At 52.4% G+C, this 19,174-nt stretch carries 17 protein-coding genes; all 17 read right to left on the bottom strand.

Annotated elements, in window-relative coordinates; all coding sequences use genetic code 11:
• Window positions 1-201: 201 nt before the first annotated feature.
• The 17 genes from GWG06_RS10835 to GWG06_RS10755 all read right to left on the bottom strand — a co-directional run bounded on the left by GWG06_RS10835 (window position 202) and on the right by GWG06_RS10755 (window position 19,173).
• A complete protein-coding gene (locus tag GWG06_RS10835) occupies window positions 202-630 on the bottom strand; it encodes a hypothetical protein (protein ID WP_160713210.1) in 429 nt (142 codons plus the stop codon).
• Between the two features lie 242 nt (window positions 631-872).
• On the bottom strand, window positions 873-4,613 hold the full coding sequence (cobN, locus tag GWG06_RS10830; protein ID WP_160713208.1) for a cobaltochelatase subunit CobN: 3,741 nt from the start codon (window positions 4,611-4,613) through the stop codon (window positions 873-875).
• Window positions 4,614-4,631: 18 nt separating this feature from the next.
• On the bottom strand, window positions 4,632-5,675 hold the full coding sequence (cobW, locus tag GWG06_RS10825; RefSeq protein WP_160713206.1) for a cobalamin biosynthesis protein CobW: 1,044 nt from the start codon (window positions 5,673-5,675) through the stop codon (window positions 4,632-4,634).
• 187 nt (window positions 5,676-5,862) lie between these two features.
• Window positions 5,863-6,441 (bottom strand): cob(I)yrinic acid a,c-diamide adenosyltransferase, encoded by a 579-nt coding sequence (locus GWG06_RS10820; protein WP_160713204.1) that lies wholly within the window; start codon window positions 6,439-6,441, stop codon window positions 5,863-5,865.
• Window positions 6,442-6,451: 10 nt separating this feature from the next.
• The gene (locus GWG06_RS10815) at window positions 6,452-7,072 is read right to left on the bottom strand and encodes a vWA domain-containing protein (RefSeq protein WP_160713202.1); all 621 of its coding nucleotides are present in this window, start codon (window positions 7,070-7,072) and stop codon (window positions 6,452-6,454) included.
• A gap of 128 nt (window positions 7,073-7,200) precedes the next feature.
• Complete coding sequence (locus GWG06_RS10810; RefSeq protein ID WP_160713200.1) at window positions 7,201-8,154, bottom strand: magnesium chelatase ATPase subunit I; 954 nt, start codon at window positions 8,152-8,154, stop codon at window positions 7,201-7,203.
• Window positions 8,151-8,801 carry a hypothetical protein gene (locus GWG06_RS10805; protein WP_160713198.1) on the bottom strand — a complete coding sequence of 217 codons (651 nt, stop codon included), beginning with the start codon at window positions 8,799-8,801 and terminating at the stop codon, window positions 8,151-8,153. The genes GWG06_RS10810 and GWG06_RS10805 overlap by 4 nt, the downstream gene beginning before the upstream one ends.
• 17 nt (window positions 8,802-8,818) lie before the next feature.
• Window positions 8,819-9,526 carry a LysE family translocator gene (locus GWG06_RS10800; protein WP_160713196.1) on the bottom strand — a complete coding sequence of 236 codons (708 nt, stop codon included), beginning with the start codon at window positions 9,524-9,526 and terminating at the stop codon, window positions 8,819-8,821.
• 12 nt (window positions 9,527-9,538) lie between these two features.
• Window positions 9,539-10,627, bottom strand: coding sequence for a cobalt-precorrin-5B (C(1))-methyltransferase (locus GWG06_RS10795; protein WP_160713194.1), 1,089 nt, complete (start codon window positions 10,625-10,627; stop codon window positions 9,539-9,541).
• Window positions 10,624-11,382 (bottom strand): precorrin-6A reductase, encoded by a 759-nt coding sequence (gene cobK, locus GWG06_RS10790; RefSeq protein WP_160713192.1) that lies wholly within the window; start codon window positions 11,380-11,382, stop codon window positions 10,624-10,626. Before cobK ends, GWG06_RS10795 begins: the two co-directional genes overlap by 4 nt.
• Window positions 11,379-13,241 carry a precorrin-4 C(11)-methyltransferase gene (gene cobM, locus GWG06_RS10785; RefSeq protein WP_160713190.1) on the bottom strand — a complete coding sequence of 621 codons (1,863 nt, stop codon included), beginning with the start codon at window positions 13,239-13,241 and terminating at the stop codon, window positions 11,379-11,381. Before cobM ends, cobK begins: the two co-directional genes overlap by 4 nt.
• Window positions 13,238-14,431: a precorrin-6y C5,15-methyltransferase (decarboxylating) subunit CbiE gene (gene cbiE / locus GWG06_RS10780; RefSeq protein ID WP_160713188.1), complete on the bottom strand. Its 1,194-nt coding sequence runs from the start codon at window positions 14,429-14,431 to the stop codon at window positions 13,238-13,240. Before cbiE ends, cobM begins: the two co-directional genes overlap by 4 nt.
• Window positions 14,428-15,804, bottom strand: a complete 1,377-nt coding sequence (cobJ, locus tag GWG06_RS10775; protein ID WP_160713186.1) for a precorrin-3B C(17)-methyltransferase — start codon at window positions 15,802-15,804, stop codon at window positions 14,428-14,430. The genes cbiE and cobJ overlap by 4 nt, the downstream gene beginning before the upstream one ends.
• On the bottom strand, window positions 15,795-16,508 hold the full coding sequence (cobI, locus tag GWG06_RS10770) for a precorrin-2 C(20)-methyltransferase (RefSeq protein ID WP_160713184.1): 714 nt from the start codon (window positions 16,506-16,508) through the stop codon (window positions 15,795-15,797). The genes cobJ and cobI overlap by 10 nt, the downstream gene beginning before the upstream one ends.
• On the bottom strand, window positions 16,505-17,437 hold the full coding sequence (locus tag GWG06_RS10765; protein WP_160713182.1) for a sirohydrochlorin chelatase: 933 nt from the start codon (window positions 17,435-17,437) through the stop codon (window positions 16,505-16,507). Before GWG06_RS10765 ends, cobI begins: the two co-directional genes overlap by 4 nt.
• A 154-nt stretch (window positions 17,438-17,591) precedes the next feature.
• A complete protein-coding gene (gene cobA / locus GWG06_RS10760) occupies window positions 17,592-18,359 on the bottom strand; it encodes a uroporphyrinogen-III C-methyltransferase (RefSeq protein ID WP_202182993.1) in 768 nt (255 codons plus the stop codon).
• On the bottom strand, window positions 18,334-19,173 hold the full coding sequence (locus GWG06_RS10755; protein ID WP_160713180.1) for a Rossmann-fold NAD(P)-binding domain-containing protein: 840 nt from the start codon (window positions 19,171-19,173) through the stop codon (window positions 18,334-18,336). The genes cobA and GWG06_RS10755 overlap by 26 nt, the downstream gene beginning before the upstream one ends.
• Window position 19,174 lies beyond the last annotated feature (1 nt).

Here is a 19,174-nt window from a genome sequence, read left to right as displayed (position 1 = left end):
GCTGCAGTTGGCATAACAGCTTTACAATATAAGATTTTCGGCGGATTTTCCAAATTTGATTTGATGAACAAAAGAACCCTGCGGAGAGCCCGCAGGGCCCGATTGATTCAGCTTATTTACGGGGTTACAATGCAGGATTTAAAATGAACTGACGGGGTTAGCCTGTTCCGGCATGGTTTGGGGTTTTAAGGCGTTGAGTGCCTATAGCGGATTTAATCCCATTTCCCTGATCCGGCAAAGCTCCTTCTCCACTTTTGCAAATTGTTCTCCCACGCCACGAAACTGGCTGGCTACACCGTCAAGCTTGAATTCTACTATGCCCAGCCTCTTATCGATGCCATCGAATCTTACATCCATATCGTTAAACCTTACATCCATATCGTTAAACCTTACATCCATTTCATTAAATCTTACATCCATACCTTTAAACCTTAAATCCATTTCATTAAACCTTAAATCCATATCATTAAAGCGCTTTTCGAATTTCCTGTCCATGTACTCAAACCTTGCATTCACCTCTCCAAATTTCGTATCTATCTGATCGAATTTCTGTTCAAAGGTTTTCTTCATTGATACCAACTGATCTCCAAAACCATCTAACTTGTTTAAAATTTTACTTACATCATTCATAAAAATTAAATTTAGTGAGCTGCGAAAGTAACTGTGAAAATGATCACGTCCAAAAATCTACACAAATCCGATCACCCTGATTCAAATTCGCTCAAAACAACTACCAGCAAAGCGTTTCAGCCACATGAAACTGTTTATAAAAACAAATTAAAGCTGATATTCCGGGTATTAAACAAATACTTCCGGTGATGATGAGAAGATGAAAAAGCTGCACCATAACAGTGTGCCGCCAGTCCACTCTTTTATTCCTGTTCCAGCAACAGCTGCGTGAGTTGTTCCTTCGTATCTGCATCGGGTTCTTTCCAGAGCCCGCGTTGCATAGCTTCCAGCATACGGGCTGTCATATCCTGCAGGGCATGCGGATTCACCTCTTCCAGGAAACGGCGGTTGTCATCATCCAGCAGGTAAGCCTGAGTAATGCCTTCATACATGAAATCGTCTACCAGACCGGTGGTAGCGCTGTAGGCAAACAGATAATCCATGGTAGCAGCCATTTCAAAGGCCCCCTTGTAGCCGTGGCGGCGCATACCTGCCATCCACTTTTCATTGATGACACGGGAGCGGTATACCTTCAGCAGTTCTTCCTTTAACGATTTAACGCGGGGGTATTCCGGACGGGAATGGTCGCCGAAATACATGACAGGCTGCGTACCTGTCACCTGCTCTACTGCATTGGCCATACCACCGTGGAACTGGTAGTAATCATCGGAATCGAGGATATCATGTTCCCGGTTATCCTGGTTATGCATTACTACCTGTATGTGAGAAAGGCGCTGCTTAAAAGCATCGTAAGCTGATACGCCCTGCTGCCGTCCATTATATGCGTAGGCGCTCCAGTTCATATATACCAGCGCGAGGTCTTCCCGTGTGGTCCAGTTTTTCTCGTCAATCAATGCCTGCAATCCTGCGCCATAGGCACCCGGCTTTGAACCGAACACCCTGTAGGACGCCCATTCGGCAGCCTTTTCCGGAGGCAGTCCCTTCTGCTCCCAACCTGCCTTCTCCTGCAGGTATTGCCCGCGGACAGGGTTATCTTCCGGAGATTCTTCCAGCGTTACCAGGCGTGCTACTACTGCATTGAAGAGGGAGATCATATCAGGAAAAGCATCCCGGAAAAATCCGGAGATACGGAGGGTAACATCAATACGCGGCCGCCTTAGCTCGATGAGCGAAATCACCTCAAAGTCGGTCACACGGCCACTCTGTGCCTGCCATACCGGACGTACGCCCATGAGTGCCAGTGCCTGCGCCAGGTCGTCGCCACCGGTACGCATCGTAGCAGTGCCCCATACGGACAAGCCTATACGACGCGGGTACTCCCCATGTTCCTGCAGGTAGCGGTCTATCAGCAGCTGTGCACTTTTCCAGCCAAGACGCCAGGCTGTTTCAGTAGGGATACTGCGTACATCCACAGAGTAGAAGTTGCGGCCGGTAGGTAATATGTTCACCCGGCCTCGTGTTGGTGCACCGGAGGCGCCGGCGGGCACATAGCCGCCAGCCAGTCCCTTTACCAGGTTGGCGATTTCTTCTGTAGTGGCCAGCACCCGGGGCAGCGTACTCGTTTGTATCCGCTGTAATACACTACGGGTAAGCGGTCCGGTGAATGGCTGCTCTCCCTGCAACAGCGCTGATACCAACGACAGTGCCTGCAGTTCCAGCGCTTCTACTGCGTCGCCATATGTACGGCAGTGTGCTTGTCCCACAACGGTATCTAACGGCAAGGCATAATCGCAATTCAGCGGGTCCAGGGGTAACTGCATATCGGTTGCCAGCGCCTGGGTGATTCCCGGCAGTCCGTTGCCGGGCAGCCGGTTCAGCGCTACCAGCAAGCTATGCAGTTGTTCGCCAGTAGGCGCCTGTCCGAATATATGCAGGCCATCGCGTATCTGGGCTTCTTTCAGTTCGCAGAGATAAGCATCCAGTTTGAGCAGCAGCTCATCTATATCCTTTCCGTCTGTCTGCAGGTCCGTGAGCAGGTGTTCTTCTTTCACGAGCTTACGGATATCAGTGCGTATCAATGCCGCACGACGGGCATCCAGACTGGCGGCCTCATAGTATTCATCCACCAGCTGTTCCAGTTTCGCCAGCGCGCCATGGTTTTCTGCCCTGGCCATCGGCGGTACCAGGTGGTCAATGATGACGGCATGATTACGTCGCTTGGCCTGAGTTCCTTCTCCGGGATCATTGATGATGAAAGGATAGAAATGCGGCAGAAAGGGAAATAAGACGGCAGGGAAACAGCTGTCAGGATTGAGTGCTACACTTTTCCCCGGCAACCATTCCAGGTTGCCATGCTTGCCGGTATGTACAACGGCATCTGCGCGGAAGTGATGATGGAGCCAGCAGTAAAAAGCCAGGTAATCAAAGGTAGGTGGCAGGTCCGGACTGTGGTAGATACTTTTCGGATCGCTGTTGTAGCCACGTGCCGGCTGTATACTCACGAAGATATTGCCCAGCATGCATCCCGGCAGGGCGAAGCGGCCGTCGTGGTAACAGGATGCTTCCTGCGGCCGCCCCCATTGCGCCTCTGTCCTGCTTCTGATGTCCGGCGATAATTCTTCATACCAGTTGCTGAAGATATCTTCCTCCAGAAAAACCTGGTACGGGCGGGTGTATAAAGTATGGCTGTCGTTGGTGATATAATGGGTGAGCATCTCCATCAGTGCGGCACTGCTTTCCGGTATATACGTTCCCGTTATATACCCGGCTTCCTGCAGCGCTTTCAGTATTCCTACCACACTCGCAGGCGTATCCAGCCCTACCCCGTTAGCCAGACGGCTGTCTTTATTAGGGTAGTTGGGCATGATGAGCGCAATTCTTTTTTCATGACAGGCTTTCTGCTGCAGCCGTACCCAGGCGGCAGCCATCTGTACCACTCTGCGGCAACCGGGTTCATAAGCCTTATATGCCACGATAGTGGAGTCTGTCAGCGGATCGCGGCCGCCATCTGCTTTAAAGGATACGGCAGTACCAATGATACGGCCATCCATTTCAGGCAGGGCAATATTAATGGCCACATCGGTGGGTGGCAGACCGAAAAGCCCGCTCTCCCATTGCTCCTGCGTACAGGAGGCAAAAATGGCCTGTATAACAGGCACGCCTAAACGTGAAAAGATGAAATCCGGTTCTTCGCCGTCATCACTCAGACTACGCATGGAGAAGCTGGTCGTATTGATGATGACCGCAGGTGGTTGTCCGGCAGCAGTGATGAAACGGTACAGTTCTTCCAGCAGTGAGTTGTCGCGCAGGTTGGACACATACACCGGCATCGGTTGCAGCCCGTGCCGGCGCAGCTCTTCACACAGTTGTGCCACCGGCTCTGTATTACCGGATACGTAATGCGTGCGGTAAATAATGACTGGCGCCAGCGGCCGGGCAGTTGTTACCTGTTGCGCAAACATGTCCCTGCTCTGCAGCTGCTCTCCCGGGAAAGCGATGAACATCTCCGGCAGAAAGGCTGGCGGCTGAAAGACCGCAGGCATGCCGAAGAAACGATGCCAGAGGTATTGCAGGCAATGCTGCAGGTTCTGCGGCCCCCCCGCAGAAAAATATTTCCAAACTGTATCCGTTACTGTTATGTCTGCGGAAGACAGCTCCATCAGTTCCAGGTCCGGCGCATCGTAGCCGGGCAGGAACAAAACGGGAATCTGCCACTGACTGCAGTAGTCACGCAGCGTCTCCACCAGGTAGTTATAATAACTTTTACCGCCCAGCATGCGGCATACCACCAGCTTCGCATGCCTGATCACATTTTCCACATAGTGATCGATAGACAGCTCCTGTTTCAGGAATACGAGATTGGCCATGCGCAAGGAGGGCAGCGTGCTGCTCTGCTCCTGCAACGCATGATAAGCTGCATTCAACGCATGAATCTCTGTATCTGCGGCAGATAAAAATACCAGGTCGCCGGGTTGCTGCTCTACCATAAAAACCCCGTCATTATTCGGGTTCCAGCCACCGGGAATAGTTGCAATCAGGTGCATGCGAAAAGCTGTAATATTTTAATTATCAGAAACAGCGGCATTTAACGCCAGTGTAATGGCTGCTTCATCCAGTTCATGACCGATGATCACCAGGGAAGTTTTACGTTCTTCTCCCTGCTTCCAGGTACGGTCAAAATAATGTTCAAAACGTTGGGAAACACCCTGCAGCACCATGCGCATCGGCTTTCCGGGCACGTCAATAAATCCTTTGATGCGGTAAATTTCATGCGTCTTTACCAGAGCAATACATTTCGCTACCAGCGATTCCGGTGTATGCGGTACCGTTATATCAACCACGAATGACTGTATATCTTCATCATGATGATGGTGATCGTGACCATTGGCATGATCTTCTTCGTGATGAGAATGACGGTTGTCCAGATCATTTTCCGCTGCTGCACCTATGCCCAGCAATACGCCCGGGTCCACCACGCCTTTGGCGGCTGATATCACCTTTACGCCTGTACGTAATTCCTTTGTAATAATCTGCTTCACCTGCTCAAAACCAGCAGCATCCAGCAGATCCGCTTTGGTCATCACCACCAGGTCGGCGCAGGACAGCTGATCTTCAAACAGCTCTTCGATAGGTGTTTCATGATCCAGGCTGTCATCCGCCAGGCGTTGCGCCTGCACCAGCTCCCGGTTGCAGATCTCGCCGGTAGCCTGTCCTACCGCATCTACTACGGTGACCACGGCATCTACTGTAATCTGTGGTTTCAGATCAGGCCAGTTAAATGCATGCAGCAAAGGTTTAGGTAATGCCAGCCCGGAAGTTTCTATGACGATGTGATCTATTTTATCCTTTCGCTCCATCAGCTCCAGCATAGTGGGCAGAAACTCTTCCTGCACCGTGCAGCACAGACATCCGTTATTCAGCTCCACAATATCTTCTTCATTCTCGCAACAGGTACGGATCAGCTCTCCGTCAATACCCATCGCGCCGAACTCATTCACAATCACCGCCAGCCGCTTACCCTGATTATTACGCAGCAGATGACTGATCAGGGTTGTTTTGCCGGAACCCAGGAAACCGGTGATAATCGTAACAGGAACCTTTTTCATTTTGTTATTTGGTTATTTAATTATTTAATTATTTGATTGACGGATTTTTTGATTTTTTGATTTTCGGATTTGGAATGCAGCGGAGGGTGGTGTTTTGTTGTAGTTCTTTTAATGTTGATACTTCTTTAATGTTGATGCTTCCTGCATTTGAAAATTTGAAAATCGAAAATTCCAAAATCCGAAAATTTTATTCCGCTGATTTTTTCCTCTTATAGAGAAACAGCTGCCATTTTTCTTCGGCTACTCCTGCCTTGTCCATTTCGGCGCGGGCCAGGATGAAGAAGAGATCCGATAACCGGTTGATGTAGGCGGGGATATATTCTTCGATGGTGTCTTCCTTCATCAGGGTTACCAGCAGCCGTTCTCCCCGGCGCATCTGGGTACGCACGACGTGGCACAGGGCCGAAATTTCGTTACCACCGGGTAACAGGAAATAGTCGGAAGCGGTGGTGATGGCTGCTTCCAGCTCATCGATCCATTGTTCGCAGAAGGCGGCGCCATCCGTTGGTTTAGGATTGGGGTTTTCCTTTTTGCAGTCAGACGGCCGTGCCAGGTGCGACATCATATCCATCATATCTTTCTGGATACGGTGCAGGTTAGGCTGCCAGGGATGGTCGCTGCCAAGTTTGGCGCGTAACAGCCCGATAGTGGAATTCACCTCATCGAGGGTACCATAGCAGTTTACGCGGGTATCATCTTTATATACCCTTTTGCCCCCAAAGAGGGCGGTAGTACCCTGATCTCCTTTTCTGGTATATACTTTCATATTACTTGTTTTAATGCTCCGGTGTCAGGAGGCTGCAGCCCAGTCTGTCAGACAGACTAACGGCCAGGCCTAAACGCGGATAACCGGTTTCTGTGTTGATGATATATGTTTGTTTACGGAGATGATGCAGTTGTTTGTTAAATACAGCCACCGCATCTTCTGTTGGCTGCGCGGTATACCCCGCATTAATACGGCCATCTGTAAAGATGCAGAGCTGGTAATACGCGGTGTTCCTGCTGCCATTCACCAGTTGCGCCGCTGTTTCAAAGCCTGCGGCCATATTGGTTTTCCCGCCGGTGCGCAGCATCGAAAGCGCGGCGGTAATCTCTTCCTCCCGGCTGGTGAAGGGCGATACAAGGGTGGCAGCGCCATGCGACAAGGCTACCAGGCTTACCTGCGGATGCTGGTGACGGTAACGCTGCAGCATATTGCCTACCCAGCCTTTCACCAGCCTGATTTGCTGACCGGCGGCCATAGAAGCGCTGCTGTCAATCAGCAGGATGAGCCGCAGCGTGGTACGTGGCTGCACGGCAGTATATTTAATGTCGCAGGTACCGTGTACCAGGTAATGCCGCAATGTAGCCGGCATATCTTTCCTGCGCTGACGCCCTGTTCCCTGCGGGGCCGCCACCGGAGCCGTTACCGGCAGGCGGGCAGTCAGTCCCTTTTTCGCTGCATGCGTTGACGGCTTCAGGGGTATTACCGATTGCGAGGCTGCAGCCTGAAAAAGATAATCCTGTAAGCCGGCGGCAGAGCCTTTTATATTTTCATCCGGCTTTCCGTGTGATACTCCCCTCTGTCCGGCGACGGGCTATGTTCCCGCTGCCGCTGCTGCCTGTTCTCGGGCGGCGCGGTTTTACGGCTGCGGTGCGCCAGTACCAGCGGCGCTACATGGTGTATATCATTTACGGTAACGGCTAAACGATTATTAAAGGCAGCATAGGCGCGGGCGGCCTTAACAATGAGAATATCCGCACGCATCCCTTCTGCGCGGTGTTCCAGGCAGAGGTCAGCAACTGCAGTATACAGGCTGTCATCTGTCACGACCTGTGTCAGCAGGGTTCGCGCCAGGTTTACCGCTCTGTTCATCTCCCGTTCTGTTTCTGCATAGGCATGCACAAACTCCTGCGGGGCGGTATCATAAGCCAGGCGGCGGCGGATGATATTGGCGCGCACATCGGTAGCTGCAGGCGTACTCACGGTCACGCATAACCCGAAACGATCCAGCAGCTGCGGGCGCAGCGAGCCTTCCTCCGGATTCATAGTGCCTATCAGGATAAAGCGGCTGTCCTGCCAGGCAGAAAGCCCGTCCCGCTCCAGGTGGTAGCCGCCGCTGGCGGCGGCATCCAGCAGCATATCCATAATATAGTCGTTCAGCAGGTTCACCTCATCGATATACAGAATCCCTTCGTGCGCGGCGGCCAGCAGGCCCTGACGCACTTCTTCCCGCTTTTCATTAATCAGGATCTCCAGGTCTACGCTGCCCAGTACGCGGTCTTCCGACGCGCCAACCGGCAGGTTTACAAACGGGAACGGCTGTACGCTGTTATGCAGCAGACTCGCCAGCGCCCGCACGGTAGTTGTTTTTCCGGCGCCCTTATCTCCCATCACCAATACCCCGCCCAGCGAGGGATCTATCACTGCCAGCAGCAGCGCCAGCTTAAATTCGTCCTGCCCGCAAATGGCAGTAAACGGATAATATGGTTTTCTCATATCAGTTCCCTGAAAGATTCATATAAACAAAACAGACCTATCACAATAGAAAAGGCACCGACCACATAGTTGATCCCTTTTACCGATGGTTTCCAGCGACCGGAAAAACGGCTTACGGACAATGCAAACAGGCAACTGTATCCGGTCATGGCTACAATGATGCCTACACTCTGCAATACCAGTATGCCTACCGCTGCATAGGCGTCGCTGGCGGCCAGTGTAAATGCCAGCGTACATGCGCCGCCGGTACCGGCAAGACCATGAATCATCCCGATCCAGAAGGAACGGCTCAGCATATTCCCTGACGGCGCATGCGTATGCGTATGTTGTGGCACGCTTCCGGCTTTCGGGAAATTGCGCATGATAGCGGTAACACCCAGCCAGATCATAATAGGCCCAATCAGGAATTCTACATAACCGGCAATATGTTCTGACAGCGCAGATTTAAGAATCAGAATCAGCACGCCGAACAATACCAGCGTGAGCGAATGCCCCAGCGCCCACTGGGAAGAGCGCCACATAAGTTTCCGCAGCCGGTGCCGCTGGTTGTCTTCCGTTGCCAGCACAGAGACTGCTGCTACATGGTCCGGCTCAAATGAGTGCTGGATACCCAGCAGAAAAGAATCTACAAATAAAGGAACCATCATAAGGATCATCATTTTCATTATGCCTGCCAGAAGTCCTGTGCGGCATTATATATCCACAACAGGCCAATGGCAATGGAAAATATACCTACTATAGCATTGATTACCTTAAAGGCAATCTGGTTACGCTCAATGAAACGGGATACAGAAAATGCCAGCACGCAGCTGTAGGTGGTCATCGCCAGGATAATGCCTGCGCTCTGCAGTACAATGATCCATACGGCAGTACGCGTATCCGTGGCCGCGAGTGTGAGCGCTACGGCGCATGCACCGCCGGTGCCGGCAAGACCATGCAGCATACCTACCCAGAATGACCTGCTCAGCGGGTTCATGGCTATTTCTTCTCCCTGCTTACCATGTATATGTAAGGCGTTGGTAAGATGCTCATGTTCTTCAAACTTCCGGTGTTCTGCCATCAGCTCTTTCAGCTTGTGGTTGCGGCGGATGGCGGACCATCCTAGCCATATCATGATAGGTCCTACGGCGATTTCTGCCCAGGCAGAGAGATTAAATGGGATGGCCGATTTCAGCAACAGGGCGAAAGCACTGAACAGCACCAGGGTCACGGAATGCCCCAGCGCCCACTGAGAGGAGCGCCACACCAGCCGGCCCAGACCGGATTTATTACGGGTTCTTTCAGAAGCCAGTACAGATACCGCCGCCATATGGTCCGGCTCAAATGAATGCTGTACACCTAACAGTAACGAGTCTAACAGTAACGGATACATGTCTTTTATTTTTTAGTCCACATACAACAGATGTTGGTCTGCTGCATCAATCAATACAATTTCAAACGGAACGGGTTTCAGCACGGAGGCAATGACCTGTCTGCATTGCGCGGCCAGCGCAGCATAGAACGGCTCTCCGCTCTCAAACGGAAACAGCTCCGTCAGTCCTCTTGCCATACTCAGCTGTCTTATCGTCTCGCATTTTTCCGGCGGATAGCCCGCAGTGGCAGCAAGACCAGCCACAAATTCCTTATCCCACGACGACTGGTTGCTGTGTGTATTCAGTGCGCCACCGGCCAGCTTGACTGCCTTACCCAGCATCATGCCGATAGTGAACGACTGCAATGGCGTATTATTAATTTTCTCCAGCGTTTCCCCTATCCAGTTACCATACTGCACAAAGGCCATGGCTGGAAGCTGCGGATACAGACCGCGTAACAGCTTTTCACTGCGGCCGCCGGAATTAATGACTACTGTCTGCAAACCATTCGCCAGCGCCACATCTATCCCCTGTTCTATACTGGCGATGTAAGCCGCTGCTGAGAAGGGTTTCACCCTGCCGGTTGTACCCAGGATAGAGATACCATTGACAATTCCCAGCCGGGCATTCAGCGTTTTTTCGGCCATTGTGGCGCCGTTGGTGACACGCACGCTGACGCCTATATGCGAATCAACATTGTATTGCCGGCAGATTTCCCGGACAACGGCAGACATCATCTGCCGCGGCACCGGGTTGATGGCTGGTTCACCTACCGGTACCGACAACCCCGGTAATGTTACCATGCCCACCCCTTCTCCCGGTAAAAAATTAACCGGAAGCATCCCCCCAAAACTCACGGTACTGCTTATTTCTGCGCCATTGGTTACATCGGGATCATCCCCGCTGTCCTTATAGGTAGCGCAGGTAGCGCTATCGGTAGTATAGCTGCAGTGATGAATGCGGAACAATACCTCTTCCCCGTCGGGCAGCGTAATGGTCACTGCGCTCACATCTTCCTGCTCCAACAGCGCCATCATAGCAGCTTTGGTGCAGGCGGTGGCGCAGGCACCGGTACTGTAGCCCCAACGCAGCTCTCCTTTGGGAACAGGTTGCAGACTCATACCAGCAGCCGGTTTACGTGATATAATAATCCCGCTGCCTGGTCAGTTTTGATAAAATGTGCCGGCAGTGCAGGTCTTCTGATAATGTATAACGGGATACCTGCCGCGATGGCTGCTGCCACCTTCACCGGCAGGAAGCCGCTTTCTCCGCTTTCTTTGGTCACCATGGCCTGTACACCGGTTTCCCGTATAACGGCCAGTTCTTCTTCCACTGTTTTGCCGGGAAAGGACAACAGCAATTGTTCTTCCGGAAAACCAGTACCTCTGGCTATTTCCAGGGAAGTGTCGCGGGGCAGGATGCGGCAATACATCCTGTGCTGTTCCCAGTATGCCTTCCAGCGGATGATGGTCTGCACGCCGGTCAGGGACAATACCGGTTCGTATGCCGCAGACAGCAATGCTGCGAGCACTTCGTCATAGCTATCTGCATACCTTATCAGCGGATGTGCTTCCGCTGCGGGATACTGCCGCTCAAAGCGTATAACAGGAATGCATAAACGTTTGCTGACAACGCCGATAGTTTCATGTAACACTGCCGCGAAAGGGTGGCTGGCATGAACAATGACACGGATGCTCTGTTCCCTGCAGAAGTCTTCCAGCGCCGATTCGGTGAGTGCGCCGCAGCGGTAGCGGCCATTGACAGGCAACGTTACCTCAATCCTGATTTTCGACGAATACCAGAATGGCAGCGCTGTATCCGCGAGGGCGGATATAACCTGTTTTCCTTCTGTAGTACCACCAAAAACGAGGATCATAGCGTATCTTTTTTATTAGCTGCATTAGTTTTCTGATTCCGGAAGATGTGCTTCCAGTCAGGATTATAAAGATGCGATCTGTTTTTCCTGGCCCCTATCGCCGATCCGACAATAATGAGCGCCGTGCGTGTCAGTTTATTGTTGCGGACAATAGCTGCCAGCTCATGCAGTTCTCCGGTAAAAACCTGTTCATCTTTCCAGGTAACCCGGTACAGCACTGCCACAGGCGTTTCCGGCGGATAGTGTTCTAACAGCTGCGCCTGTACGTTTCTGGCGATGGTAGCGCTCAGGAAGATGCACATGGTGGCACGATGCTTCGCCATCTCCTGCAGTTTCTCCCGCTCAGGCAACGGCGTATTGCCTTCTCCGCGGGTGAGGATGATGGTCTGCACTACTTCCGGAATCGTGAATTCAGATTTCAGTACTGCGGCAGCAGCCTGAAAAGAAGAGATACCCGGCACAATAAAATATTCCATGCCCTTTTCATCAAAGAGCGACATCTGCTCCTGGATAGCGCCATAGATGGAAGGATCGCCGGATTGCAGCCGCACAATCAGATGCCCTTTTGCGTAGTGCGCTTCCATCAGCGTCATTTGTTCTTCCAGGGTCATACCGGCGGAATTACAAACCACTGCGCCGTTTTTCGCGTAGTGCGTCAGCTCTTCCGGAACGAGGCTGCCGGCATATAAAATCAGGTCAGCCGTTTCCAGTAATTCTTTACCGCTGATGGCTATCAGCCTGGCATCGCCGGGGCCTGCACCCACAATGGCAATCTGCGCCCGCCTTTCCAGTGCAGCATCCAGGGAAACAGCTATAGTATGCTTTTTGCCCGAAGCCACCGTAATTTTCTGTTTCTCCAGCAGCCAGCGGGTATTGCCGGAAGACAGTAATGCACTGGCTTCTGACACACTGTATACATCCAGTTTACTTTTTACGACCTCAGAAGGGTTGGCCACCTCGCAGCTGTTCAATGCTGCAGCGGTGTAAGTATGGAAAGGAATCTTCCACTTTTCTGCCAGCTGCAGGAAAGCGGTTTCATCATGTTTTATATCGATGGAGCCGATGCTTTTCACGGCTTCGCGCGCAAAGCCGTGGACCTCCAGCTGCCGCAGCAGGGAGGCTTCCAGCAGATCCGGTTCTATATCGCGGCTGCAGCCCATACCAATATGCAATGCGGCAGGATGATAATACAATACCGGCGTGATGACCTCGTACTTGCGGCAGGTTACTGCTATCAGTAATTCGTAGTCAGACAGCGGAATATCTTCCAGTTTATAATAAATATCGACAAAAGCAGGTCTGGTGCGGGTCAGCCATTCGGTTCCCTGATCTTTTACTTCCAGCAGCAATGCAGTGCGGCGGTTGTTGACAAACAGGGAGATAATGCTGTTCATGGGACTGCCTGCCGTGGTTGTCCAGCTGAACCGGCGTCCCAGCGTATCCAGCGCCCATATATCCTGCAGATCACTGGAAGTAGTGATGACAGCCTGTGCGCCCAGTATACGCGCCACCTGCTTCGCCAGCTGATTAGCTCCGCCGAGGTGGCCTGACAGTACCGACTGTACGAAAAACCCATGATCGTCCAGGTTAATGACAGCAGGATCGGTAGTCTTGTCCTGTATGTGCGGCGCAATACTCCGCACACAAATGCCGAGCGCGCCTATAAAAACAAAAGAGGTATAGGTGGTAAAATGTTCTTCCAGGAAGGAGCTGATAGACCTGATGTAGGTTACTCCGGCCACTGTTTCCGGGCGGGTAGAAAATACGGCCGCCTCCGGGATTTCCCTGCTGATAGCGGCTGCCAGCGCCAATGCTCTGTCTGTGCTTGCGATAATGGCGGTATGATATACTTGTTTCATGCTTTCCTGATAGCGGTTAATACCCTTATCGGGTTATGTTCGTTGATCTGTAATACTTCCTCCGGCTGTAGTTCCCAGCCCAGTTGTGCAGCCATTGTGATGAACTGCTCCGCGCTGCTTTCCAGTACAGCGTTCATGACGATGATGCCACCTGCACGCATACACGTATGAATGATCTGCATCAGTTCCGGCAGGCGGTTTCCATGCCCTCCGATAAAAACGGCATCCGGTGCAGGAAAGGAGGCATGCTCCTGTTCATAGAAATCGCCCATGATGCAGTGAATGCCGGGGGCAGACAGCTGCCGTGTGTTCTGTCTTAGGATATCTTCGCATTCCGGTCTTTTTTCAAAAGCCCAGACATCTGTCTGCGGATAACATCTTTTTATTTCGATAGCCACTGCGCCGGTGCAGAAGCCGATGTCCCAGCAGACCTTCGCCTGGTGAAGCTGTAGCCGGGATATGGCCAGGAGCCGCACTGCCTTTTTGGTTATCATATTAGGTCTGCCGGGCAGTCCTGCAAACAGGTGATCGTCTATACCCAGCCCTGGCTGTGCGGGGCGGCTTATTTGTTTCATCAGTACGCAGTTCAGCGTGTAAAATTCACGTGTAGCCGCTTCCGTTAGCGACAGGCGGAATATACTTTCTGCTGCACCGTCCAGGTCCTCTCCCACCCACATTTCATAGTGATTAAAACCGTATTCCAGCAGCCGTTGTGCGATTGTTTGCGGCGACCGGGTATTGTCGGTAAGTATGGAAATAAGCGGTTCTCCCTTTATCAGGGCTGTATCCAGCTCCTGCCAGCTGCGGCCATGCACGGAAGTATTCCTCACTTTTTCATATGGCTGGCCTGTTTTGGCGCAGAGCCGTTGTATGCTGTTAAACTGCGGATATACTTTCACGTGAGCCGCAGGATCGTATTTATAAATGGTTTGCACCATACCGTAGAACAGCGGGTCGCCGCTGGCAAATATCACCAGCGGGCCTTCCACCAGCGCGTATTGTGCGAAGAGGTCCGGCATATTGCCACGGATGGTGATCCAGGTATGCGCTGCCGGCAGCAGGTGTTTCACCAGCGCATAGTGGCGCTCGCCGCCGGAGAATACCGGGTATTGCGGCAACAGGGTGATCGCCTCTGCCGAACAGCAGGTATCCGTATGATTGGCAACACCTATGACGAGGTATTCCTTCATAAGCGTGTAGTCATTTCAGTGATAGTATCCAGGGTAAAGGCAGCGTTCACAATAGCTGCAGCCACGTTGCTGCCTCCCTTGCGGCCATCGATGATAACAGCTGGCGCCTGTGTTCCGAAACGTAGTTTCAGCTTGGATTCCAGCACGTTCACGAAGCCTACCGCCGCAGCAATAACGCCTGCCGGGGTGCAGGTACCTTTTTCACATTGCTCACAAATTTCCAGCAGTGCCGTAGGCGCGTTACCGGTAACAAACAGCGCATCGGGGTGTTCTGCAATGGCCAGGCGCATACCGGCCTGGCTGCGGGTCAGATTCTGTGCGGCTGCCAGTGCCGGCACGCGCTCATCGTTGAGATAGCATTTCACCGTAACGCCGTAACGCTGCGTGAAGGCTTTGGTAATGCCGGCCTGCACCATGGTGACGTCTGTGATAACAACGCCGCCGTTACGCAGGTAGTCATGCCATACTTCCAAAGCGTTGCCCCTGCTGTAATACAGCGATTCATATTCAAAGTCTGCCGTACTGTGAATGCAGCGGATCACTGCCCACTGATCCGCCGGAGTCAGATCATCCCGCTTCAGCTGCTGCATGATCTGCCGGAAGCTCTCTTCCTGAATTTCTTCGCCGGTGACCGGTTTGCGGGCCAGGTAGCCCCGCGGCGTCACCAGGAAATCGCGGAAGCGGAAGGTCTGGGAATTACCAATCATGACCAGGCTGAACATGTCTACCAGCGTTACATCCAGTTCTCCCAATGTGGTGAGGTGAATGGATTCTTCCGGGCGGGTCACCTGGCGGACGATAGCCACCGGCGTATCCGGATGCCGGTACTGCAGGTATATTTCCTTCAGGCGCGACAGCTGCCAGTTGCGCTGCCTGCTTCTCGGATTATACAGGGAAGTCACAAAATCGCCCATGGCTGCGCCGGTAATACGCTTTTCAATGGTTGTCCAGGGCGTCATCAGGTCCGACAGGGAAATGCAGCAGAAGTCATGGCCGATGGGAGCGCCCAGCCGCGCTGCTGCTCCCTGGAAGGCGCTGATACCGGGAATGGTTTGCAGGTCAATATCTACCCTGTTCTTCCTGGCAGCATATTCATACACCAGTGATGCCATGGCATAAACGCCCGCATCGCCGGAGCTGATGACGGCTATATGTTTTCCCGGCGCACAGCTTTCCACTGCCAGTGCGGCGCGGGCTTCCTCTTCAGACAATTCTCTTCCTAAGCATTCGCAGCCGGGTTTCAGCAGGTGTGCAACGAACTGAAAATAATAATGATACCCTATCACTGTATCCGCGTCCGCAAGCGCCTGCTGCGCAGCCGGCAGTATATACTGCGCATCCCCCGGACCAATACCTATCACGCTCAGTTGCATATGTTACTTTTTAAAATAATCAGTGAAAAATAAGGCAGCCTGCGACCTTCCAGCGCCGCCGCCTCCGTGGTGATGAATTCGGCGGCAGTACCCAGCTTTTCGCCGTACAGCATCACCGCCTGCTGCGCTTCCAGCGCCGGCAGGATATATGGTATTGCGCCACGCACTTTAATCAGCACGATATTCTCAAACGCACGCAGGTATTTTTCCAGCGATGCGTAGCTGTCCAGCAGCGGTACGATAGCCACCTTTTCCTTCAGCAGTGCCAGCGGCTGCCGGTGGGCAGCCGCTCCCAGCAGAAATGCAGGCACGCCTGGAATAATTTCCAGCGGCAGCTGATGTACCCGGATATGTTCCAGTATGTAGATAAAAGTGCTGTAGAAAGAAATATCTCCTTCACTTACAAAGGCCACCTGCAGGCCCTCCGTCACATCCTGCCGCATGGCGTTGAATGCTTCCGTATAGGCGTCCAGGTTATGTTGCCGGTCGCGTGTCATCTGCAGCACCACCGGCTGCCATATCTTCCCGGTGAGCGCATAATGCTCCATGACAGATCTGGCATAACTGGTTACCACCCCATCCTGCACGGAGGCAGGATAATATATTTTATCCGCCAGCTGCAAGGCTTTCCAGCCTTTCAGCGTAATCAGCTCCGGATCACCGGGGCCTAACGATACAGCGTATATTTTTCCCTGTTTACTCAAATGCCTAATACTTTTTTCACAGTGGACATAATCCCTTTTCCGGAGCCGGGCTTTTCTTCTTCTTCAAATAAAATCCCTCTTACATTGAGGTGGTGTCCTATCTGTTCTTTTCCCATCTCCTCTTCCACACCGATGATCTGCGTACGATATTTACACAGCTGGCAGTTCATATGCCCGCTGCCCGCCTCCGCTTCGCGGATGCGCATATCTATCGCCTGCAACAGTAATTCATGGCTGCCGAAAGGGTCTGTACAGATATATTCCGTTTCCGTCTGCTCCTGAAATGCAGCTACCTGTTCGTATATGCGTTTCAGTAAGATGCCTGTAAACAGGAATACCGGCAGCACCACCACCCTTCTGAAAGGCAGGCAGGCGGTAATGGGCAATGCCTCCGTCAGCAGCGGCGCCGTAACTCCGATATATGCCGTGGTAGCAAAACCGAAGCCCATACCTTCCCACAGCATACGTGCAAGTTTAGCCACGTCTGAATTGGCATCGGGGTCATTGGTACCGCGGCCTACCAACAGCAGGCAGCTCTCCCGTCTGCTGACAGCCTCTCTCCCCGCTTCTGCCGCTTCTATCATCCCCCTGGCCAGCTGCAACAAAGGCGCTGTAATCCCCAGATGCGCGGCCATCGTGATCTTCAGATCCGGATACTGCTGCTGCAACGTATTCATCTCATAGGGAATATCATTCTTTGCATGCCCGCCGGCAAACAGGATAGCGGGCAAGGCAATGATATGACGCACTCCCTGCTGATACATCCGCTCTACCGCTGCCGCATATACGGGATGCGCAAACTCCAGAAACCCATAATCTACAATGCAGGAAGGGTAACGTTTCTGCAGCAGCTGCACCAATACCTTAAAATGCGCTACTCCTTCTGTATCACGGCTTCCATGGCCGCAGATTAAAATTCCCTTTTGCATGAACCAATTTTATTTGAATTATGAATTACGAATGATGAATGGCGAGTTAAGCGCAAAGATTCAAGCGGATAAGGAAATAATAAATCAGCTTAATCTTCGCTCTTCATTCGCAATTCATCATTCGTAATTCGTAATTATTATTATAGTAATTCAATCAAACTCCTACCTCATACGCGTGTTTGCCGATGATAAACACTACCGGCATGGGCAGGGCGGCTTCCGCCAGCCGGTCCCCGATTTTTTCGAGGGTGGCGGTGACGGCGCGTTGTCCGGGGCCGGATACCTTTGATACGGCGGTTACGTAGATGGTATCGGCGCCGGCGGCGATACGTAATTTCTGTACTACGCCGGACAGGTTGCTGAGTCCCATGTACATGACCAGTGTGGTGCCGGTGCGCAGCATGTTGGCCAGTGCATCCAGCTGGGCGTTATCATAGCTGGCTGTATGACCGGTACAGAGTAATACAGCATTGCTGTAATTTCTTTCTGTCAGCGGTATCTGGCAAAGGCTGCCGGCGGCAATACCGGCGGTGAGCCCGGGTACTACGGCATACGGAATATGCTGCTGCTGCAGGTACCGTACTTCTTCCGCAGCGCGGCCGTAGATAAACGGATCGCCGGATTTAAGCCGGACCACCTTTTTCCCTGCCCTGGCATGCAATACCATGAGTTCATGGATATGATGCTGGCGGGCCATAGGATCGGTGGCATCGCCGTATTTCTTCCCGGTGTATATCTTTTCTGCTTCCGGCCTGCACAGCTGCAGGATTTCCGCTGATACCAGGTTGTCGTGCAGAATAACATCCGCTTCCTGAATACAGCGTACAGCCCTTACCGTTAGCAGGTCAGCTGCTCCCGGTCCTGCGCCGACAATCTGTACCGGATGAATCATTGCTTTATTTTCTTCCTGCTTCCGGATCATTGAAAATGGCGATAGGATCATCAAAAATGAACTGATAGCCCAGGCGCTGTTTCAGCTTACCGGAGCTTACAATTTTATATGGCATTTCCTTTGGCTGCAGCTTCTTGGGCATCTCCAGGCCCAGCGCCGCAGCCGCGGCCCGGTAATAATTATAACGGATAGGATGCCCGCTGGCGCAGGCATTGAAGATCTCTCCCCATACATCCTTCTCTATTACACGGTGAATGACGCCGATGCAATCATCCCGGTGGATGACATTCATAGGCACATCATTGGCTCTCCGGCCGGTTTTCAGCGCCTCTTCCGTCGGGATGCGGTCATAACCTATCAATCCGCCGAAGCGCAGCACGGTGGTACGGAATACCGGCGATGCCAGCAACAGGGATTCTACCTCGCGTAAGGCTTGTCCGTTCGGCGTTTCCGGTATTACCATATTAGCTTCCGTTACCAGGTCGTTCACTTCAGCATATACAGAAGTGGAGCTGACAAAGAGCACCCTGCGGATACCTGTGTTTTCGAGTTTGTTGCGCAGCAGCTGCATTTCAGTCACATGCGCTCCGGCGCCTCTTTCCTTACGCGGCGGCACGTTAAAAATCAGTATATCCGCATCCCAGAAAGATTCCGGCGCTTCTATTCCCGTTTCATCCAGCCGTACGCGGTATGCATCGATACCTTCCTGCTGTAATGCCTCTACCCCTTCCGGAGATGTTCTGGCTCCTTTTACGCTATAGCCCTTACCCTGCAGGTATAGCGCCAGCGGCTTGCCCAGCCAGCCGCAGCTCAGAATGCTGATCTTTATCCGTGTTTCGTTCATA

The sequence above is a fragment of the Chitinophaga solisilvae genome (genome assembly GCF_009928525.1).
Lineage (GTDB): Bacteria > Bacteroidota > Bacteroidia > Chitinophagales > Chitinophagaceae > Chitinophaga > Chitinophaga solisilvae.
The sequence above is the reverse complement of the archived record's forward strand: the minus strand, read 5'-3'. Positions and strand labels throughout refer to the sequence as shown.